This is a genomic window from Stenotrophomonas sp. Steno-C18 (assembly GCF_056393195.1).
Map to the genome: position 1 here is coordinate 380,372 of NZ_JBWJOX010000004.1, position 20,848 is coordinate 401,219.

Annotated in this window: 20 protein-coding genes and 2 tRNA genes; all 22 read left to right on the forward strand. The window is 64.6% G+C overall.

All coding sequences use genetic code 11. The features are described 5' to 3' along the window. Nucleotides 1–12 precede the first annotated feature (12 nt). The 22 genes from accD to rimP all read left to right on the forward strand — a co-directional run bounded on the left by accD (nt 13) and on the right by rimP (nt 20,846). Nucleotides 13–894, forward strand: a complete 882-nt coding sequence (accD, locus tag AC06FE_RS11090) for an acetyl-CoA carboxylase, carboxyltransferase subunit beta (RefSeq protein WP_478073057.1) — start codon at nt 13–15, stop codon at nt 892–894. Continuing rightward, nucleotides 894–2,249 (forward strand): phosphoglucosamine mutase, encoded by a 1,356-nt coding sequence (gene glmM, locus AC06FE_RS11095; RefSeq protein WP_478073058.1) that lies wholly within the window; start codon nt 894–896, stop codon nt 2,247–2,249. Before accD ends, glmM begins: the two co-directional genes overlap by 1 nt. Before the next feature lie 73 nt (nt 2,250–2,322). Beyond that, nucleotides 2,323–3,261 carry an isopenicillin N synthase family dioxygenase gene (locus AC06FE_RS11100; protein WP_478073059.1) on the forward strand — a complete coding sequence of 313 codons (939 nt, stop codon included), beginning with the start codon at nt 2,323–2,325 and terminating at the stop codon, nt 3,259–3,261. Between the two features lie 166 nt (nt 3,262–3,427). Then, nucleotides 3,428–4,183, forward strand: coding sequence for a triose-phosphate isomerase (gene tpiA, locus AC06FE_RS11105; protein ID WP_192286193.1), 756 nt, complete (start codon nt 3,428–3,430; stop codon nt 4,181–4,183). Between the two features lie 28 nt (nt 4,184–4,211). Continuing rightward, on the forward strand, nt 4,212–4,646 hold the full coding sequence (gene secG / locus AC06FE_RS11110) for a preprotein translocase subunit SecG (protein ID WP_478073060.1): 435 nt from the start codon (nt 4,212–4,214) through the stop codon (nt 4,644–4,646). Nucleotides 4,647–4,695: 49 nt separating this feature from the next. Then, a tRNA-Leu gene (locus tag AC06FE_RS11115) sits at nt 4,696–4,780 on the forward strand. Between the two features lie 114 nt (nt 4,781–4,894). Further along, entirely contained in the window at nt 4,895–5,251 is a 357-nt protein-coding gene (locus AC06FE_RS11120; protein WP_057633772.1) for an NADH-quinone oxidoreductase subunit A, read from the forward strand. Beyond that, nucleotides 5,242–5,796: a NuoB/complex I 20 kDa subunit family protein gene (locus AC06FE_RS11125; protein ID WP_132864350.1), complete on the forward strand. Its 555-nt coding sequence runs from the start codon at nt 5,242–5,244 to the stop codon at nt 5,794–5,796. The genes AC06FE_RS11120 and AC06FE_RS11125 overlap by 10 nt, the downstream gene beginning before the upstream one ends. A gap of 36 nt (nt 5,797–5,832) precedes the next feature. Then, nucleotides 5,833–6,585 (forward strand): NADH-quinone oxidoreductase subunit C, encoded by a 753-nt coding sequence (locus tag AC06FE_RS11130; RefSeq protein WP_478073061.1) that lies wholly within the window; start codon nt 5,833–5,835, stop codon nt 6,583–6,585. Then, nucleotides 6,582–7,889 carry an NADH-quinone oxidoreductase subunit D gene (locus AC06FE_RS11135; RefSeq protein ID WP_478073062.1) on the forward strand — a complete coding sequence of 436 codons (1,308 nt, stop codon included), beginning with the start codon at nt 6,582–6,584 and terminating at the stop codon, nt 7,887–7,889. Before AC06FE_RS11130 ends, AC06FE_RS11135 begins: the two co-directional genes overlap by 4 nt. Nucleotides 7,890–7,980: 91 nt before the next feature. Further along, the gene (nuoE, locus tag AC06FE_RS11140; RefSeq protein WP_192286190.1) at nt 7,981–8,508 is read left to right on the forward strand and encodes an NADH-quinone oxidoreductase subunit NuoE; all 528 of its coding nucleotides are present in this window, start codon (nt 7,981–7,983) and stop codon (nt 8,506–8,508) included. Nucleotides 8,509–8,511: 3 nt separating this feature from the next. Next, on the forward strand, nt 8,512–9,849 hold the full coding sequence (nuoF, locus tag AC06FE_RS11145) for an NADH-quinone oxidoreductase subunit NuoF (RefSeq protein ID WP_478073063.1): 1,338 nt from the start codon (nt 8,512–8,514) through the stop codon (nt 9,847–9,849). Then, nucleotides 9,846–12,080 carry an NADH-quinone oxidoreductase subunit NuoG gene (gene nuoG / locus AC06FE_RS11150; protein WP_478073064.1) on the forward strand — a complete coding sequence of 745 codons (2,235 nt, stop codon included), beginning with the start codon at nt 9,846–9,848 and terminating at the stop codon, nt 12,078–12,080. The genes nuoF and nuoG overlap by 4 nt, the downstream gene beginning before the upstream one ends. Further along, entirely contained in the window at nt 12,077–13,171 is a 1,095-nt protein-coding gene (gene nuoH / locus AC06FE_RS11155) for an NADH-quinone oxidoreductase subunit NuoH (RefSeq protein WP_132864344.1), read from the forward strand. Before nuoG ends, nuoH begins: the two co-directional genes overlap by 4 nt. Nucleotides 13,172–13,174: 3 nt before the next feature. Continuing rightward, a complete protein-coding gene (nuoI, locus tag AC06FE_RS11160) occupies nt 13,175–13,663 on the forward strand; it encodes an NADH-quinone oxidoreductase subunit NuoI (protein ID WP_132864343.1) in 489 nt (162 codons plus the stop codon). Nucleotides 13,664–13,672: 9 nt separating this feature from the next. Next, nucleotides 13,673–14,326: an NADH-quinone oxidoreductase subunit J gene (locus tag AC06FE_RS11165; protein ID WP_192286187.1), complete on the forward strand. Its 654-nt coding sequence runs from the start codon at nt 13,673–13,675 to the stop codon at nt 14,324–14,326. Beyond that, on the forward strand, nt 14,323–14,628 hold the full coding sequence (nuoK, locus tag AC06FE_RS11170) for an NADH-quinone oxidoreductase subunit NuoK (protein WP_054656949.1): 306 nt from the start codon (nt 14,323–14,325) through the stop codon (nt 14,626–14,628). Before AC06FE_RS11165 ends, nuoK begins: the two co-directional genes overlap by 4 nt. Nucleotides 14,629–14,634: 6 nt before the next feature. After that, nucleotides 14,635–16,743: an NADH-quinone oxidoreductase subunit L gene (gene nuoL / locus AC06FE_RS11175; protein ID WP_192286186.1), complete on the forward strand. Its 2,109-nt coding sequence runs from the start codon at nt 14,635–14,637 to the stop codon at nt 16,741–16,743. Between the two features lie 19 nt (nt 16,744–16,762). Continuing rightward, nucleotides 16,763–18,274, forward strand: coding sequence for an NADH-quinone oxidoreductase subunit M (locus AC06FE_RS11180; protein WP_313254691.1), 1,512 nt, complete (start codon nt 16,763–16,765; stop codon nt 18,272–18,274). A gap of 36 nt (nt 18,275–18,310) precedes the next feature. Beyond that, a complete protein-coding gene (gene nuoN, locus AC06FE_RS11185; protein WP_132864338.1) occupies nt 18,311–19,771 on the forward strand; it encodes an NADH-quinone oxidoreductase subunit NuoN in 1,461 nt (486 codons plus the stop codon). Nucleotides 19,772–19,982: 211 nt separating this feature from the next. Beyond that, nucleotides 19,983–20,059 (forward strand) — tRNA-Met (locus tag AC06FE_RS11190). Between the two features lie 196 nt (nt 20,060–20,255). Continuing rightward, entirely contained in the window at nt 20,256–20,846 is a 591-nt protein-coding gene (rimP, locus tag AC06FE_RS11195) for a ribosome maturation factor RimP (protein ID WP_192286184.1), read from the forward strand. The last annotated feature ends 2 nt before the right edge of the window (nt 20,847–20,848 follow it).

Consider the following 20,848-nt stretch of genomic DNA (forward strand, 5'->3'; position numbering starts at 1 on the left):
CCATCATTCCGCATGAGTTGGCTCAGCAAGTTGATGCCGTCCGGCATCCGCACCGACAACACGCCCTCCAAGAAGCGCAGCGTCCCCGAAGGCCTGTGGGAAAAGTGCAGCAGCTGCGGCGCGGCCCTGTACCGCCCCGAGCTGGAGGAGAACCTCGAGGTCTGCCCCAAGTGCGGGCATCACATGGCCATCCGCGCGCGCGCGCGCCTGGCCGCGCTGTTCGACGCCGACAGCACCACCGAGATCGCCGCCCGCCTCGGGCCGACCGACGTGCTGAAGTTCAAGGACCAGAAGAAGTACAGCGACCGCATCAAGTCCACCCAGAAGAACACCGGCGAGTACGACGCGCTGGTGGCCATGCGTGGCCTGCTCAAGGGGCGGCCGCTGGTGGCCTCGTCCTTCGATTTCGCCTTCATGGGCGGTTCGATGGGCTCGGTGGTCGGCGAGCGCTTCTCGCTGGCGGCTGAAACCGCGCTGGAGATGGGGGCGCCGTACGTGTGCTTCTCCGCCAGCGGCGGCGCGCGCATGCAGGAAGGTCTGTTCTCGCTGATGCAGATGGCCAAGACCTCGGCCGCGCTGGGCAAGCTGCGCGAGGCCGGCCTTCCGTACATCTCGGTGCTGACCCATCCCACCACCGGTGGCGTGTCGGCCTCGTTCGCGATGCTGGGCGACATCAACATCGCCGAGCCGCAGGCGCTGATCGGCTTTGCCGGCCCGCGCGTGATCGAGCAGACCGTGCGTGAAAAGCTGCCGGAAGGCTTCCAGCGTTCCGAGTTCCTGCTCGAACACGGCGCCATCGACCAGATCTGCGACCGTCGTGAAATGCGCGACCGCCTGTCCGACCTGCTGGCCATCATGATGCGCCAGCCCCAGAACCAGGACGAAGCGGCCTGATGAGCGCACGCAAGTATTTCGGTACCGACGGCATCCGTGGTCGCGTCGGCAAGGGGGTCATTTCCGCCGATTTCGTGCTGCGCGTGGGCAATGCGCTGGGCCGGGTGCTGGTCGAGCGCAACGGTGGCCAGCCCACCGTGGTGATCGGCAAGGACACCCGCATCTCCGGTTACATGTTCGAATCGGCGCTGGAGGCGGGGTTGGTCGCGGCCGGCGTCAACGTGCAGTTGATCGGCCCGATGCCGACCCCGGCGGTGGCCTTCCTGGCGCACACGCTGGGCGCTGATGCCGGCATCGTCATCAGTGCCTCGCACAACCCGCATTACGACAACGGCATCAAGTTCTTCTCTGGAGAAGGGGAGAAGCTCGACGACGCCACTGAACTGGCGCTGGAAGCAGCGATGGACCAGCCCTTCAGTACGGTCGAGTCCGAGCAGTTGGGCAAGGCGATGCGTGCCCGTGACGCGGTGGGCCGCTACATCGAATTCTGCAAGGCCAGCGTGCCGCGCGACTTCTACCTGCGTGGCCTGAAGATCGTGCTGGATTGCGCCCACGGCGCCACCTACCACGTCGCCCCGCTGCTGTTCCGCGAGCTGGGCGCCGACGTGGTTGCGATCGGTGCCGAGCCCAACGGCGTGAACATCAATGACGGTGTCGGCTCCACCCACATCGACAACCTGTCGCGCAAGGTGGTCGAGGTCGGTGCCGACCTGGGCATCGCCTTCGACGGTGACGGCGATCGCGTGCTGATGGTTGATGACACTGGCGCGGCGGTCGATGGCGACGGCCTGTTGTACCTGCTGGCCAAGGCCTGGCAGGCCAGTGGCCGTCTGCGCGGCCCGGTGGTCGGTACGCTGATGACCAATTACGGGTTGGAACAGGCGCTGGAGCAGCTGGGTATTGCCTTCGTGCGTGCCAATGTCGGTGACCGGTACGTGCACCAGGCGCTGGTCGAAGGCAATGGCGTGCTCGGTGGAGAGGCGTCCGGCCACATCCTGTGCCTGGACCGCGCCACCACCGGCGATGCCATCGTCAGTGCGCTGCAGGTGCTGGAAGTGCTGGGACGCGATGGCGCCAGCCTGCGCCAGGCGCTGCAGGGGCTGGCCCAGGTGCCGCAGAAGACCATCAACGTGCGCTTGGAGTCCGGGGCGCGGGAGGTGGTGAACAGTGCGCCGGTACAAGAGGCGCTGGCCGCCGCGCAGCGGGCTGTGGCCGGGCGGGGCAGGGCGTTCCTGCGTCTCTCCGGTACCGAGCCGGTGGTGCGTGTCACGGTCGAGGCCGACGAGGCCGGGCTGATGAGCGCCACGCTGGAAGCCCTGGCCGATGCGGTGCGTTCGGCTGCCGCACAGGTTTGAGCTGGATCATGGTGTTGTCCCGGGGCGCTCGGTTCCAATGGCCGCCGCCCCGTTTCCCTTTCTGGAGTTTCAAATGAGTTCCCGTATTCCCACCCTCGACATCACCCGCTTTGACACCGACCGTGAGGCCTTCGTGGCCGAGCTGGGCGCGGCGTACCGCGAGTGGGGCTTCGCGGGTATCCGCAACCACGGCATCCCGCAGGCCGAGATCGATGCTGCCTACGACGTGTTCAAGGCCTTCTTCGCCCTGCCCGAAGCGGTGAAGAAGCAGTACCACATCGCCGGCGGTGGCGGTGCCCGCGGCTATACCCCGTTCGGCGTGGAAACGGCTAAGGGCTCCAAGCACTTCGACCTGAAGGAGTTCTGGCACATCGGTCGCGAGATCCCGGACGATTCCAGGTACCGCGACGTGATGCCGCCGAACCTGTGGCCGAGCGAGGTGCCGGGTTTCCGTGAGTACGGCTATGGCCTGTACCAGAAGCTCGACAACCTGGGTTCGCGCGTGCTGTCGGCGCTGGCGTTGCACATCGGCCTGCCGCAGGACTACTTCGCCGACAAGACCAACAACGGCAACTCGATCCTGCGCCCGATCCATTACCCGCCGATCACCACCGACGACATCCCCAATGTCCGCGCCGGTGCACATGGCGACATCAACTTCATCACCCTGCTGGTGGGCGCCAGCGCCGCCGGCCTGGAAGTGCAGTCGCACGAGGGCGAGTGGGTGCCGTTCACCTCGGACGCGGACACCATCGTGGTCAACATCGGCGACATGCTGCAGCGCCTGACCAACCACGTGTACCCGTCGACCATCCACCGGGTGGTCAACCCCCCGGGCGACCTGGCTCGCCAGCCGCGCTACTCGGTGCCGTTCTTCCTGCACCCGAACCCGGACTTCCTGATCGATGTGCTGCCCTCGTGCATCACCCCGGAGAACCCGAGCCGGTACCCGGAGGCGATCACCGCCCATGGCTTCCTGGAAGAGCGTCTGCGCGAGATCAAGCTGAAGTAACGCCCGGTGCCGGCTCTGCCGGTTCCGGTTCGTCCGCAAGCGCCGTCGCGGCCCCTGGCCCGGCGGCGTTTGTGCATGTTGTCCCGCTTTGTCCGCAGTTGTCCTGCCGATGTCTGCATTTCGGCTATCCTTCGCCCACCTTTTTAGAACTGGGAGTCACTCCTGAATGCGCCAGAAGATCGTTGCCGGTAACTGGAAGCTGCATGGCAGCCGTCAATTCGCCACCGAGTTGGTGGGGCAGGTGGCTGCCGGGCTGCCGCTGGAGGGAGTGAAGGTGGTGATCTTGCCGCCGTTGCCATACCTGGGCGACCTGGTCGAGGACTTCGAGGGTACGGCGCTGGAATTTGGTGCGCAGGACGTCAGCTGTAATGAAAAGGGTGCCTATACCGGTGAAGTTTCGGCCAGCATGCTGATTGATGTCGGCGCCAGCCATGGCTTGGTGGGGCATTCGGAGCGCCGCCAGTACCACCATGAGAGCAGCGAGTTGGTGGCACGCAAGTTCGTGGCAGCCATCCATGCTGGCCTGGTCCCAGTCTTGTGTGTCGGTGAGACGCTGGAGCAGCGTGAAGCCGGCCAGACCGAGCAGGTCATCGCCGCACAGCTGGCGCCGGTGTTGGAGTTGGCCGGGGTCGAGGCCTTCGCCAGGGCGGTGGTGGCCTATGAGCCGGTCTGGGCGATCGGCACCGGCCGGACCGCCACGCCGGAGCAGGCGCAGGCCGTGCATGCGTTCATCCGTGGCGAAGTGGCCAAGCGCGATGCTAGAATCGCTGATTCGCTGCCGCTGCTCTATGGTGGCAGCGTCAAGCCCGACAATGCCGCAGAGCTGTTTTCGCAGCCTGACGTTGATGGCGGGCTGGTAGGCGGCGCATCGCTGGTGGCGGCGGATTTCCTGGCCATCGCGAGGGCAGCAGCCGGTCGCTAACGGGTGAATTGTCCGGGACGGATTTCAAATGCTGATGTTGATCCTCAATGTGGTCTATGTGCTGGTGGCGATCGCGATGATCGCGCTGATCCTGATGCAGCGCGGTTCTGGCGCGGCGGCGGGCTCGGGTTTTGGTGCCGGCGCCTCGGGCACGGTGTTCGGTGCGCGTGGCGCGTCCAACTTCCTGTCCAAGTCGACCAAGTGGCTGGCCGTGGTGTTCTTCGGCATCAGCCTGTTCATGGCCTGGTACGCCAGCCATGGCGCCCGCTCCTCCGGTGAAGGCCTGGGCCTGATGTCGACCCAGATCGAGGCCCCGGCGGCTACCCCGGCCGCGCCGGCCGGTGAGTTGCAGTCCATCCCGCAGGCCCCGGCGGCCGGCGAAGTGCCGCAGGCAGCAGCCCCGGTAGAAAATATTCCGTCCAGTAGTGAAGAAAAGCCTGCCGAAGGCGCACAGAAAGACTGAAGACGGTTACAATACGCGGCGCTCTGCTGAACCAGCAGGGCCGACGTAAGCCCAGGTGGCGGAATTGGTAGACGCACTACCTTGAGGTGGTAGCGACGAGAGTCGTAGGGGTTCGAGTCCCCTCTTGGGCACCATAGTTTGTAAGCGGGTACACGGGATGCAGCAGCCTCCCGTCGTGGCAAGTCCCGTCAATCCCCCATGCCTTGGCGCCCTTCGGGTGTCCCGGGCAGAGGCAAGAGAGAATCGCTGTGCTGGCCGAATATTTGCCGTCTCTGCTGTTTCTGATCGTCGCCACCGGCATCGGCGTCACGCTGATGTTGATCGGTCGGTTCCTCGCTCCCCGTTCGCCGGACAACGAGAAACTCTCGGCCTACGAGTGTGGCTTCGAGGCGTTCGAAAACGCGCGCATGAAGTTCGACGTGCGTTACTACCTGATCGCCATCCAGTTCATCGTCTTTGACCTGGAAATCATCTTCATCGTGCCTTGGACCCAGGTCTTCATGGAGCTGGGCGCCCGCTCGCTCGTGACCATGGGCCTGTTCGTGGGCATGTTGTTCCTCGGCTTTATCTACGTTTGGAAGAAGGGAGCGCTGGAATGGGAGTGATTCAGACTCTCGACGGCCTGATGAACAACCCCGTCCCGGAAGGGCGGGTTGATGACATTCTGCGGCCTGAAGGCGAGAACCCCCTGCTCGAGAAGGGCTACGTGACCACCAGCGTCGACGCGCTGTTGAACTGGGCGCGTACCGGCTCGATGTGGCCGATGACCTTCGGTCTGGCCTGCTGCGCGGTGGAGATGATGCACGCCGGCGCCGCCCGCCTGGACCTTGACCGTTACGGCGTGGTGTTCCGCCCGTCGCCGCGCCAGTCCGACGTGATGATCGTGGCCGGCACCCTGGTCAACAAGATGGCCCCGGCGCTGCGCAAGGTCTACGACCAGATGCCCGACCCGAAGTGGGTCATCTCGATGGGTAGCTGCGCCAATGGCGGCGGCTATTACCACTATTCGTATGCCGTGGTGCGTGGCTGTGACCGCGTGGTGCCGGTGGACGTGTACGTCCCGGGTTGCCCGCCGACCGCCGAGGCGCTGGTCTACGGCATCTTGCAGCTGCAGAAGAAGATCTGGCGCACCCAGACCATCTCCCGCTGACGATCCCCCTTTCAAATCAAGAGCACGCCAGCCCCCATGGCCCAGCAAGCACCTTCAATCATCGACCGACTTGCCGCACGTTTCGCCGGTGCGCAGGTCAGCGTGGTCGAACCGCGTGGCGAAGTGACGCTGGAGGTGCCCGCCGCGGACTGGCATGCAACGGCCCAGGTGCTGCGTGACGAGCTCGGCTTCGAGCATGCCACCGACCTGTGCGGCGTCGATTACCTCGGCTACGGCAGCGACGAGTGGGATACCTCGGACGTCTCCTCGCACGGTTTCAGCCGTGGCGTGGAAGGCAAGGGCGCCGGCCGTTTCGCGTGGGGCGAGTTCCCCAGCCACGAAACCGCCGAAGGCGCCCGCCCGGATGCACTGCCGAAGCAGCGCTTCGCAGTGGTCGTCCAGCTGCGTTCCTACCAGCACAACCAGCTGCTGCGCCTGCGCTGCTTCGCTCCCAGTGAAGAACTGCCGGTGGTGGCCTCGCTGACCGACATCTGGCCGGGCCTGAACTGGTTCGAGCGCGAGGCGTTCGACCTGTACGGCGTGATCTTCGAAGGTCACCCGGACCTGCGCCGCATCCTGACCGACTACGGTTTCGTGGGCCATCCGTTCCGCAAGGATTTCCCGCTGATCGGCAACGTCGAAGTGCGTTACGACGAAGAAAAGAAGCGTGTGGTGTACGAGCCGGTGACTTCGGTCGAGCCGCGCGTCGGCGTGCCGCGCGTGATCCGCGATGACGCCCGCTTCCAGACCGCGGAAGGCGAGCGCGCGCTGACGGAGGCAATCAAGTGAGTGAGTTCCATCAGGCCTCGCAGGCCTTCGCCAGCAATGCCGCCGAAGCCCGGCAGGAGATCCGCAACTACACCATGAACTTCGGCCCGCAGCACCCGGCCGCGCATGGCGTGCTGCGCCTGATCCTGGAAATGGACGGTGAAACCATCGTCCGTGCCGACCCGCACATCGGCCTGCTGCACCGCGCCACCGAGAAGCTGGCCGAGTCCAAGCCGTTCAATCAGTCGGTCGGCTACATGGACCGCCTGGACTACTGCTCGATGATGTGCAACGAGCACGCCTACGTGCGCGCGATCGAGACCCTGGTGGGGATCGAGGCGCCGGAGCGTGCGCAGTACATCCGCACCCTGTTCGACGAAGTCACCCGCATTCTGAACCACCTGATGTGGCTGGGTTCCAACGCGCTCGACCTGGGCGCGATGGCGGTGATGCTGTACGCCTTCCGTGAGCGCGAAGAGCTGATGGACTGCTACGAGGCGGTCTCCGGTGCGCGCATGCACGCGGCCTACTACCGTCCGGGCGGTGTGTACCGTGACCTGCCGGACACGATGCCGAAGTACAAGGAGTCCCGTTGGCACAAGGGCAACGCGCTGAAGCGTTTGAATGCCTCGCGCGAAGGCTCGCTGCTGGACTTCCTGGAGAACTTCACCAACGAGTTCCCTTCGCGCGTCGACGAGTACGAAACCCTGCTCACCGACAACCGCATCTGGAAGCAGCGTACGGTCGGCATCGGCGTGGTCAGCCCGGAGCATGCGCTGGCATGGGGCATGACCGGCGTGATGCTGCGCGGTTCGGGCATTGCCTGGGACCTGCGCAAGAAGCAGCCGTACGCCAAGTACGACGCGGTTGATTTCGACATCCCGCTGGGCACCAATGGCGACTGCTACGACCGTTACCTGGTCCGCGTGGCCGAGATGCGCGAATCCAACCGCATCATCAAGCAGTGCGTGCAGTGGCTGAAGGCCAACCCGGGCCCGGTCATGGTCAAGAACTTCAAGATCGCCCCGCCGGCCCGCGCCGAGATGAAGGACGACATGGAAGCGCTGATCCACCACTTCAAGCTGTTCAGCGAAGGCTACTGCGTGCCGGCCGGCGAGACCTACGCCGCGGTCGAGGCGCCGAAGGGTGAGTTTGGCTGCTACCTGATGTCCGACGGTGCCAACAAGCCGTTCCGCGTGCACCTGCGTGCGCCGGGCTTCGCCCACCTGTCCTCGATCGATTCGATCGTGCGCGGCCACATGCTGGCCGACGTGGTGGCGATGATTGGTACCTACGACCTCGTGTTTGGTGAGGTCGACCGGTAATGCCGGGCAACAACACAGCGCCCGGTGCCTGCGCGGCTTGCCTGCTGCAGGTATCGGTTTTTCAGGATTTGGTATTCGTTGAGGTCGGCCGATGAAGGCGACAGGTAATTACGAGGCAGCACGCGACGTCGACCCGATGGTCGTGTTGAGTGACAAGACGCGTGCCCACATTGACCACTGGTTGACCAAGTTCCCGCCGGAGCGCAAGCGTTCGGCGGTGCTGCAGGGCCTGCACGCCGCCCAGGAGCAGAACCAGGGCTGGCTGACCGACGAGCTGATCGCCGGCGTGGCCAAGTACCTGGACCTGCCGTTCGTGTGGGCCTACGAGGTTGCCACCTTCTACTCGATGTTCGAGACCGAGAAGGTGGGTCGCAACAACGTCGCCATCTGCACCAACATCAGCTGCTGGCTCAACGGCGCCGACGACATCGTCCGCCATTGCGAGAAGAAGCTGGGCATCAAGCACGGTGAATCGACCCCGGACGGCCGCGTCTACCTCAAGCGCGAGGAAGAGTGCCTGGCCGGCTGCGCGGGCGCGCCGATGATGGTCATCAACGGTCACTACCATGAGCGCCTGACGCTGGACCAGGTCGACGCGCTGCTGGACGGGCTGGAGTAAGGCATGGCACACCACGAATCCAAGGGCCCGGTCGGACCGGCGCCGCTTCCGCACAACGTGGTTTACACCACGCTGCACTACGACACCCCGTGGTCGTACGAGAGCTACCTCAAGACCGGCGGTTACGCCGCGCTGCGCAAGATCCTCGAAGAGAAGATCCCGCCGGCCGACGTGATCGAGATGGTCAAGCAGTCCGGCCTGCGTGGTCGCGGCGGCGCGGGCTTCCCGACCGGCCTGAAGTGGTCCTTCATGCCCAAGGGCGACGTGCAGAAGTACATCCTCTGCAACTCGGACGAATCCGAGCCGGGCACCTGCAAGGACCGCGACATCCTGCGCTACAACCCGCACTCGGTGGTGGAGGGCATGGCCATCGCCTGCTACGCCACCGGTTCGACCGTGGGCTACAACTACCTGCGGGGCGAGTTCCACCACGAGCCGTTCGAGCACTTCGAGCAGGCCCTGGCCGATGCCTACAAGCATGGCTGGCTGGGCAAGAACGTGCTGGGCAGCGGCGTGGACATCGACATCTACGGTGCGCTGGGCGCCGGCGCCTACATCTGCGGCGAAGAAACCGCGCTGATGGAATCGCTGGAAGGCAAGAAGGGCCAGCCGCGCTACAAGCCGCCGTTCCCGGCCAACTTCGGCCTGTACGGCAAGCCGTCGACGATCAACAACACCGAGACCTACGGCTCGGTGCCGGCGATCATCCGCAACGGTCCGGAGTGGTTCAAGGGCCTGAGCCTGACCAACAACGGCGGCCCGAAGTGCTTCTCGGTCTCCGGTTGCGTCACCAGGGGCGGCAACTTCGAAGTGCCGCTGGGCACCACCTTCGACGCGCTGCTGGAAATGGCCGGTGGCCTGCGCCCGGGCCGCAAGCTGAAGGCGGCGATCCCGGGCGGCGTCTCGATGCCGGTGCTGACCGCCGAGCAGCTCAAGGACCTGCCGATGGACTACGACACCATCCGTGCGCTGGGCTCCGGCCTGGGTTCGGGTGCGATCGTGGTGCTGGATGACAGCGTGTGCTGCGTCAAGTTCGCCTGCCGCATCAGCCAGTTCTTCCACAAGGAATCCTGCGGCCAGTGCACCCCGTGCCGTGAAGGCACCGGCTGGATGCACCGCGTGCTGGAGCGCATCGTCGCCGGCCAGGCCACGATGGACGACCTGCACCAGCTCAAGACGGTGGCCGGCCAGATCGAAGGCCACACCATCTGCGCGTTCGGTGAAGCGGCGGCATGGCCGATCCAGGGTTTCCTGCGCCAGTTCTGGGACGAATTCGAGTACTACATCGTCAACGGTCATTCGATGGTTGACGGCAAGAAGGTGGAGGCTGCTGCCGCATGAGCGCGCAACCGGTAAATCCAAACGTGCCGCCGGACCACGTCTCGATCGAGATCGATGGCCAGGCACTGGTCGTGCCCAAGGGTTCGATGATCATCCAGGCCGCCGACAAGGCCGGCATCCCGATCCCGCGCTTCTGCTACCACGAGAAGCTGCCGATCGCTGCCAACTGCCGCATGTGCCTGGTCGACGTTGAAAAGTCGCCCAAGCCGTCACCGGCGTGCGCGACCCCGGTCATGGATGGCATGAAGATCCAGACCCGCAACGAGAAGGCACTCAAGTACCAGCGTTCGGTGATGGAGTTCCTGCTCATCAACCACCCGCTGGACTGCCCGATCTGCGACCAGGGCGGTGAGTGCGAGCTGCAGGACGTCTCGCTGGGCTACGGCCGTTCGGTCAGCCGCTTCAACGAGCGCAAGCGCGTGGTGGCCGACGAGGACATGGGTCCGCTGGTCGCCACCGAGATGACCCGCTGCATCCAGTGCACCCGCTGCGTGCGCTTCACCGCCGAAGTGGCGGGCACCTACGAGCTGGGTGGCATGTCGCGCGGCGAGAACCTGCAGATCGGCACCTACGACGGCAAGCCGCTGACCACCGAGCTGTCCGGCAACGTCATCGACGTGTGCCCGGTTGGCGCGCTGACCAACAAGGTGTTCCAGTTCAAGGCACGCCCGTGGGAGCTGACCGCGCGCGAGTCGCTGGGTTACCACGACGCGATGGGCTCGAACCTGTTCCTGCACGTGCGCCGCGGCGAAGTGCTGCGCGCGGTGCCGCGTGACAACGAGCAGGTCAACGAGTGCTGGCTGTCCGACCGCGATCGTTACTCGCACCAGGGCCTGTATGCCGCTGACCGTGCGGTCAAGCCGCTGCAGAAGGTCAACGGCGAGTGGAAGGAAGTGAGCTGGGCCGAGGGCCTGGCCGCTGCCCGCGAGATCCTTGACGCCAACCGTGGCGACGATCTCGGCGTGCTGGTGCATCCGTCGACCTCCAACGAGGAAGGCGCGCTGCTGGCTCGTCTGGCCGCCGGCCTGGGTTCGAACAACATCGACCACCGCATCAACAACCGCGACTTCTCCGACGCGCCGGTTGCCGAAGTATTCGGCGCCTCGCTGGCCGACATCGAGAACGCCGACCGCATCGTCGTGCTGGGTAGCAACATCCGCCACGAACTGCCGCTGCTGCATGCCCGCCTGCGCAAGGCGCAGACCCAGCGTGGCGCGCAGATCTTCGCGGTCAACCCGGTGGAGTTCGACTTCGCCTTCAAGCTGGCCGGCAAGCACATCGTCGCCCCGTCGCGCTTCGTCGAGGCCCTGGGCAACGCACAGCTGGTCGATGCGGTGAAGGGCGGTGCCAACACCGTCATCATCGTCGGTGCGATTGCCGAGAATCACCCGCGGGCCGCCGCGATCCGTTCGGCCGCCAGTGCATTCGCCGCCGCCACCGGCGCCAAGCTGTGCCGCATCCCGCAGGGCGCCAATGCCGTTGGCCTGTCGCGCGTCGGCGTGCTGCCGGCCGGCAAGGACGTCAACGCGATGCTGGCGCAGCCGCGCAAGGCCTACGTGCTGTACGGCATCGAGCCGGGCCTGGACTTCGCCGACACCAACGCCGCCCGCAAGGCGCTGGCCGGTGCCAAGGTGGTGTCCTTCAGCCAGTACGCCTGTGCCTCGACCCGCGACGTCGCCGACCTGATCCTGCCGATCGGCGCGCTGCCGGAAGTCGACGGCACGCTGACCAACCTCGACGGCCGCGAGCAGGTCGCCCGTGCCGGTGGCAAGCTGCAGGGCGAGGCCCGCGAGGGTTGGCGCGTGCTGCGTGCGCTGGGCGGTGACATGCAGCTGGCCGGGTTCGGCTTCACCGATCTGGCCGGCCTGCGCGCGAGCATCGCGCCGGTGTCGGTCAAGGTGGCCGCTTCGGCGCAGCCGCAGGTGGTGGGCGAGGGCCTAGAGGTCGCTTCGACCCCGGCCATCTACCGCACCGATGCCGTCGTCCGCCGTGCCCAGGCACTGCAGGCGCATCCGCTCAACACCGACCCGCGCATCGTGCTCAATACCGACGATGCCGCGCGCCTGTCGCTGGGCGAGGGCCAGATGGCAAAGGTCGGCAACGATGCCGGTCGTGCCACGCTGCCGGTGGTGGTCGACGCGCGCGTCGCCGCCGGTACGGTTTGGATTGAATCGGGCCACGGCGCGACCGCGCCGCTGGGTGCCGCACGTGTAACGGTGGTGGCTGCATGAACGAGTTGCTGTTGAACGCGGTCGACCCGCTGCACCAGTGGTTCCTCGCCCTGGGCGACATCGGCATCGTCCTGTGGACGGTGCTGAAGATCCTGCTCATCGCGATGCCGGTGATCATCTCGGTGGCGTTCTACGTGTTGTGGGAGCGCAAGCTGATCGGCTGGATGCACGTCCGCCACGGGCCCATGTACGTGGGCCTCGGCGGCCTGCTGCAGGCGTTCGCCGACGTCACCAAGCTGCTGTTCAAGGAAATCATCGCTCCGGCCAGCGCGCACAAGGCGATGTACGTCATCGCGCCGCTGATCGTGCTGGCGCCGTCGTTCGCGGCGTGGGCGGTGGTGCCCTTCGACTACAAGCTGGTGCTGTCCAACGCCAACGTCGGCCTGCTGTACCTGCTGGCGATGACCTCGCTGGGCGTGTACGGCGTGATCCTGGCCGGTTGGGCGTCCAACTCGAAGTACGCCTTCCTCGGCGCGATGCGTTCGGCCGCCCAGGTGGTCAGCTACGAAATCGCGATGGGCTTCGCACTGGTCGGCGTGATGATCGCCGCCGGCAGCCTGAACCTGACCGACATCGTGCTGGCGCAGAAGGGTGATTCGGGCCTGTTCGACTGGTTCCTGCTGCCGCTGCTGCCGCTGTTCGTCGTGTACTGGGTGTCCGGCGTCGCCGAGACCAACCGCGCGCCGTTCGACGTGGTGGAAGGCGAGTCGGAAATCGTCGCCGGCCACATGGTCGAGTACTCCGGCGGTGCGTTCGCGCTGTTCTTCCTGGCCGAATACGCCAACATGATCCTGGTCAGCTTCCTGATCTCGATCTTCTTCCTGGGTGGCTGGCTGAGCCCGCTGCAGGGTTGGGTCAGCGGCGATGTGTCGCCGTGGATCAACTGGATCTGGGACGGTGGCTGGCCGTGGCTGCTGCTCAAGGTGCTGTTCTTCGCTAGCGCCTACATCTGGTTCCGTGCCAGCTTCCCGCGTTTCCGTTACGACCAGATCATGCGTCTGGGTTGGAAGGTGTTCATCCCGCTGACCATTTTCTGGATCGCGGTGACGGCACTGATGGTGTTCTACGGCGTGATCCAGAAGGGCGTTTGATTCATGAATAAGATCACCCACTATTTCAAGAGCCTGCTGCTCCTGGAGCTGCTCGGAGGCCTGTGGCTGACGTTGAAGTACACGTTCAAGCCCAAGTACACCGTGCTGTACCCGATGGAGAAGTTCCCGCAGTCGCCGCGCTTCCGCGGCCTGCACGCCCTGCGCCGTTATCCCAACGGTGAAGAGCGCTGCATCGCCTGCAAGCTGTGCGAAGCGGTGTGCCCGGCGCTGGCCATCACCATCGACTCGGCCAAGCGCGAGGACGGCACCCGCCGCACCACGCGTTACGAGATCGATCTGTTCAAGTGCATCTTCTGCGGCTTCTGCGAGGAAAGCTGCCCGGTGGACTCGATCGTCGAGACCCACATTCTCGAGTACCACTTTGAGAAGCGTGGCGAAAACATCATCACCAAGCCGCAGCTGCTGGCCATCGGCGATCGGCTTGAAACCGAAATCGCCGAGCGCCGCGCCGCCGACGCTGCTTTCCGCTGAGGTCTCGAGATGGATTGGGTAAATATCGCTTTCTGGTTCTTCTCGATCATCGCGGGCATTTCGGCCGCGTCGGTGATCAGCGTGCGCAACCCGGTGTATGCCGTGCTGTGCCTGATCCTGACCTTCTTCTCGGTGGCCTGCGTGTGGCTGCTGGTGGGGGCCGAGTTCCTGGGCGTCACGCTGGTGCTGGTGTACGTCGGCGCGGTGATGGTGTTGTTCCTGTTCGTGGTGATGATGCTGGACATCGATACCACCAACCTGCGTGAAGGCTGGGTGCGCTACCTGCCGGTGGGCCTGGTGGTCGCGGTGGTGATGCTGGTGCAGATGCTGACCCTGATCGGCATCAAGGCCCGCATGGCGCCGTTCCCCGTGGACAACGCCGCCGCGGTCGCCGCGGACACCTCCAACATCACCTGGCTGGCGCGCAGCCTGTTCACCGAATACCTGCTGCCGTTCGAGTTCGCCGCAGTGATCCTGACCGTCGCCGTGGTGGCAGCCGTGATGCTGACCCTGCGCCGCCGTCAGGGCCTGAAGACGCAGAACCCGACCGAGCAGACCATGGTCAAGGCAAAAGACCGCCTGCGCATCGTCAAGATGGCCGCCGAGAAGCCGGTGGTGCAGGTGCAAGCGAACAACGAAGGTGGCGAGGAGGCCAAGCCATGATTTCCCTGGGCCATATGCTCGCGCTGGGCGCGGTGATGTTCTGCATCTCCGTCGCCGGCATCTTCCTGAACCGGAAGAACATCATCGTGCTGCTGATGTCGATCGAACTGATGCTGCTGTCGGTCAACATCAACTTCATCGCCTTCTCGCGTGAGCTGGGCGACACCGCCGGCCAGCTGTTCGTGTTCTTCATCCTGACCGTGGCCGCAGCCGAAGCTGCAATCGGCCTCGCGATCCTGGTGACCTTGTTCCGTACTCGCCACACCATCAACGTGGGCGAAGTTGATTCGCTGAAGGGCTGATCCGAGATGGAAATCACTCTCTCCAAGAGTCTGTTGATCGCAGTGGTGCTCGCACCACTGTTCGGCAGCATCATCGCCGGCCTCTTCGGACGCCAGGTCGGGCGCAAGGGCGCCCAGTACATCACCATCCTCGGCGTGGCGATCAGCTTCGTGCTGTCCGCACACACGCTGTACCAGCTGCTGTGGGGTGGGGCGCAGCCGTTCAACCAGAACATCTACACCTTCTTCGAGGTCGGCCAGTACGCGGCCCACGTCGGCTTCATGATCGATCGCATGACCGCCATGATGATGGTGGTGGTGAGCTTCGTGTCGCTGCTGGTGCACATCTACTCCATCGGCTACATGTCCGAGGACGACGGCTACCAGCGCTTCTTCAGCTACATCTCGCTGTTCACCTTCTCGATGTTCACGCTGGTGATGAGCAACAACTTCCTGCAGCTGTTCTTCGGCTGGGAAGCGGTGGGTCTGGTGTCGTACCTGCTGATCGGCTTCTACTTCAAGAAGCCCAGCGCCATCTTCGCCAACATGAAGGCCTTCCTGGTCAACCGCGTCGGTGACTTCGGCTTCCTGCTGGGCATCGGCGGCATCCTGTGGGCGTTCGGCACGCTGGACTACGCCACCGTGTTCGCCAATGCCGGCACCGTGCTGGGTACCGATGCCACCGGCCATGCCATGGTGCAGCTGATCGGTGACCACCAGTGGTCGATCGCCACCGTGATCTGCATCTGCCTGTTCATCGGCGCGATGGGCAAGTCGGCCCAGGTGCCGCTGCACGTGTGGCTTCCGGACTCGATGGAAGGCCCGACCCCGATCTCGGCGCTGATCCACGCCGCGACGATGGTGACCGCGGGCATCTTCATGGTCACCCGCATGTCGCCGCTGTTCGAGCTGTCGCAGACCGCGCTGGACTTCATCCTGTTCATCGGTGCGACCACGGCCTTCTTCACCGGCCTGATCGGCATCGTGCAGAGCGACATCAAGCGCGTGGTTGCCTACTCGACGCTGTCGCAGCTGGGCTACATGACCGTTGCCCTGGGCGTGTCCGCCTACTCGGGCGCCGTGTTCCACCTGATGACCCACGCCTTCTTCAAGGCGCTGCTGTTCCTGGGTGCCGGCTCGGTGATCATCGGCATGCACCACGAGCAGAACATGCTGAAGATGGGCGGCCTGCGCAAGTACATGCCGATCACCCACATCACCATGTGGATCGGTACGCTGGCCCTGGTCGGCACCCCGTTCTTCGCGGGCTTCTACTCCAAGGACACCATCATCGAAGCCGCCGCGCACCACGCGCAGCATTCGTCCAGCTGGGTGGCCACGTATGGCTACTGGGCGGTGCTTGGTGGCGTGATCGTCACCAGCTTCTACAGCTTCCGCCTGCTGTTCCTGACCTTCTTCGGCAAGGAGCGCTTCCGTGACGCGCACGATGACCACGGCCATCACGGCCATGGCCACGATGACCACCACGGTCACGGCGCCCACGAGCCGCACGAGTCGCCGCTGGTGGTGACGGTGCCGCTGATCCTGCTGGCCATCCCGTCCATCCTGATCGGCTTCTTCACCATTGGCCCGATGCTGTTCGGCACCGGCTGGGACGGTCATGCCGCCGAGGGTGGCGTGCCGGGCCAGGCCATGTCGTTCTTCACCGGCATCGTTGATTTCTACGACCCGGCACGCGACACCATCGCCGCCGTGGGCAAGGAGTTCTGGCACGGCTCAGTGGCCTACGCGCTGCACGGCATGATGATGCCGGCGTTCTGGCTGACGGTTGCGGGCTTCATCCTGGCGTGGGTGTTCTACGTCTGGAAGCCGGAACTGGCCGGTCAGGCGCGCAAGAACCTGGCACCGCTGGTTTCGGTGCTGGAAAACAAGTACGGCTTCGACAAGCTCTGGATCGACGGCTTTGCCGGCGGTGGTGTGCAGCTCGGCAAGGCCGCCCGTGCCGTGGACAGCACGGTCGTCGACGGTGTGGTGGTGAATGGTTCGGCCCGTCTGGTCGACCTGGCTGCCAACCTGCTGCGCCGCACCCAATCCGGTTTCCTCTACCACTACGCCTTCGCGATGATCATCGGCCTGATTGCCCTGCTGGGCCTGCTGATGCATTTCTGGCGTTGACCTGTACGGAATAGAAGACGTGTCGAACTGGCCCCTACTTAGTGTTCTCATCTGGCTGCCGATCATCGGCGGTGCGTTGATCCTCGCCGTGCGCAACGCCCAGACCGCCCGTTGGGCGTCGCTGGCGGTGGCATTGCTCACCTTCCTGTTGAGCCTCGGCCTGCTCAGCGGCTATGACCGCGGCGCCGCCGACGTGATGCAGTTCGTCGAGCAGCATCCGTGGATCCCGGCCTTCGGTATCGGCTACAACCTCGCCGTCGATGGCATCGCCATCGCGCTGGTGCTGCTGACCACCCTGGTCGGCGTGCTGGCCCTGATCGGCGCCTGGGGCGTGGTCGACAAGCGCGTGAACCAGTACGTCGCCGCCTTCCTGATCCTGGAAGGCGTCACGGTCGGCATCTTCGCCGCCACCGACGCGATGCTGTTCTACGTGTTCTTCGAAGCCATGCTGATCCCGATGTTCCTGATCATCGGCGTCTGGGGCGGCCCGCGTCGCATCTACGCGGCCATGAAGTTCTTCCTGTACACCTTCCTCGGCTCGGTGCTGATGCTGGTGGCGCTGATCTACCTGTACCTGAAGGGCGGCAGCTTCCAGCTGGCCGACCTGTACCAGTTGCAGTTGTCGGCCAAGGAACAGACGTGGATCTTCTTCGCCTTCCTGATCGCCTTCGCGGTCAAGGTGCCGATGTTCCCGGTGCACACCTGGCTGCCGGATGCGCACGTGGAAGCGCCGACCGCCGGTTCGGTGATCCTGGCGGCCATCGCGCTGAAGATCGGTGGCTACGGCTTCCTGCGCTTCAACCTGCCGATCGTGCCGGACGCCAGCGCCGAGTGGGCCTGGCTGGTGATCGCGCTGTCGCTGGTGGCGGTGATCTACGTCGGCCTGGTCGCGATGGTGCAGGACGACATGAAGAAGCTGATCGCCTATTCGTCGGTCGCACACATGGGCTTCGTCACCCTCGGCACGTTCACCGCGCTGTGGCTGGTGCGTGAGGCCGGCAACGCCGACGCCGCCCGCCTGGGCCTGCAGGGCGCCATGGTGCAGATGATCTCGCACGGCTTCGTGTCCGGTGCGATGTTCTCCTGCGTGGGCGTGCTGTACGACCGCATGCACAGCCGCCGCATCGCCGATTACGGCGGCGTGGTCAACGTGATGCCGTGGTTCGCCACCTTCGCGTTGCTGTTCTTCATGGCCAACTCGGGCCTGCCAGGTACCAGCGGCTTCGTGGGTGAATTCATGATCGTGCTGGCGTCCTTCCAGTGGAACCCGCTGGTGGCACTGGGTGCGGCGACCACGCTGATCATCAGCGCCGCGTACTCGCTGTGGCTGTACAAGCGCGTGTTCTTCGGCGAGGTGGGCAATGCCCATGTGGCCGAACTGAAGGACATCAACGGTCGTGAATGGCTGGTGTTGGGTGTGTTCGCCGTCGGCACGCTGGTGCTGGGCTTCTATCCCAAGCCGCTGACTGACCTGATGGAGCCGTCCATCGCCAAGCTGGCGATGCAGATCGCATCGAGCAAGCTGCTGTAAGCGGCCCGTCGAGAGTATTGATTCCAGGATTTGATGATGACAACGCCGACGCTTCTGCCGTTGACCACCGCCGACCTCCCGCCGTTGCTGCCAGAACTGGTGGTGATTGGTGGCGCCTTCGCCCTGCTGATCCTCGATCTGTTCATCAGCAACCGGCACAAGGTCTGGACCCACTTCATCTCGGTGGCCGTGCTGGCCGTCGCCTTCGGCCTGCTGCTGGGTGGCGTGGGCGGGCAGGGTGAGGTGTTCCATGGCATGTTCATCCGTGACAACGCCGCCGACATCATGAAGACGGTGGTGGTGCTGGTCAGTGGCCTGAGCCTGATCTACGGCTGGAGCTACCTGCGCGAACGCAACCTGTACCAGGGCGAGATCCCGGTGCTGATCCTGTTCGCCACCGCCGGCATGATGATCCTGGTGTCGGCCGGCAGCCTGCTGATGGTCTACCTGGGGCTGGAGCTGCTGGCGCTGTGTTCGTACGCGCTGGTTGCCAGCAACCGCGAGAACAAGCTCGCCGCCGAAGCCGGCATGAAGTACATCGTGCTGGGTTCGCTGGCCTCGGGCCTGCTGCTGTACGGCATGTCGCTGATCTATGGCGCCACCGGCTCGCTGCACCTGGACGTCATCCACGGCGCCATCGCCCATTCCGACGAGCGCCTGCTGCTGCTGACCGGCGCGGTGTTCATGGTCGCCGGCGTTGCCTTCAAGCTGGGCGCCGCGCCGTTCCACATGTGGCTGCCGGACGTGTACCAGGGTGCCCCGGCGCCGATCGCGCTGTTCATCAGCTCGGCACCGAAGCTGGCCGCGTTCGGCATGGCTTACCGCCTGCTGGAAATGGGCGTGGGCCCGTTGTCGACCGAACTGCAGTATGTGCTGGCCGGCCTGGCCGCGCTGTCGCTGATCGTCGGTAACCTGATGGCCATCGCGCAGACCAACCTCAAGCGCATGCTGGCCTACTCCACGGTCTCCCACATCGGCTTCCTGCTGATGGGCGTGGCCGGTGGCGGCGAGCAGGGCTATTCGGCCGCGATGTTCTACGCGGTGGCTTACGCCATCATGTCGACGGCTTCGTTCGGCGCGATCATCGCGCTGTCGCGTGCCGGCTTCGAGGCCGAGAACATCGAGGACTTCAAGGGGCTGAATGCCCGTAGCCCGTGGATGGCCGGTCTGGTCCTGTGCATCATGGCATCGCTGGCCGGTATCCCGCCGTTCCTGGGATTCTGGACCAAGCTGGCGGTGCTGGGTGCTGCAATCAACGGTGACCTGCTGTGGCTGGCCATGGTCGGCGTGATCTGCGCGGTGATCGGTTGCTTCTACTACCTGCGTGTCATCAAGGTCATGTACTTCGATGAGCCGGTGGGCGAGGCGCTGCCGCGCAACAACGACCGCATCCTGGGCATCGTGCTGGGCGTGAATTCGGTCCTGCTGCTGTTCCTGCCGCTGGGCCTGGGCCCGATCCTGCAGTGGATGCGCACGGCATTTGCACATTTGTCGTAATAATTTTCAAAAAACAGTTACACAAAGATGTGAATCGTGTAATATTCACATCCTGATTTGACGGCAGCAACGCGACGCGGCGCTGCCGGAATCACCGGAAGGTGGTTCGCCGGGGAGTCAATTCCTCGGGTTTCTCCGGAAGATCGGAGAAACAAGTGGAGTAAATAAGGGTTGCAATCTGATCCAAGTTACTTCATAATTCCGCTTCTGCTGCGGGGTGGAGCAGTCTGGCAGCTCGTCGGGCTCATAACCCGAAGGTCGCAGGTTCAAATCCTGCCCCCGCTACCAGCTTCGGTTTCTGCGACAATGTCGATTGAAGCCAAAGTCTGGGCTCGCAAGAACGTTTGCTTCCGTTCTTGCAACCGGAATCCAGTCACCGGATTTCAACCGGACAAAGGGCCCAATAGGGTCCTTTGTTGTTTCCGGACAACGGAAAATCCCGGCTGGGTGGTACCAGCCCCCATTTACCGAACCAAGGCAGGCTGTGAGCGACAAGGCTACTGAAATCGCGAATCTGCTGGGCCCCACCGTGCAAGCGCTGGGGCTCGATTTGTTGGGCGCCGAGTATCTGCCGGCCCCCGGCGGCGCAACCCTGCGCCTGTACATCGACGTGCCGCTGGCCGAGCAGCCCGAGCGCATGGTCAATGTCGACGACTGCGAGCGGGTCAGTCGCGAAGTGTCGGCGCAACTGGACGTGGAGGACCCGATCAGCGGCAACTACACGCTGGAAGTCTCCTCGCCGGGCGTGGACCGTCCGTTGTTCACGCTGGAACAGTTCGAGCAGCAGCTTGGCCAGTCCGCCAAGGTCGGCCTGAAGCTGCCGCAGGAGAGCCGCCGCCGCCTGCAGGGCGAGATCGCCGCGGTGGACCACGCGCAGGGCACCGTGACGTTCATCGTCGACGGCAAGCCGTTCGTGGCCGCGTTCGACAACATCGACAAGGCACGCATCATTCCGGACTGGGCCGCACTGGGCCTGGCGCCGACCAAACCCACCGGCCCGGCCCCGAAGAAGGGCGACAAGGCCAAGAACAAATCCAATAACGAAACGGCGGCCAAAAAGCCGCGCGCGGAGTGAGC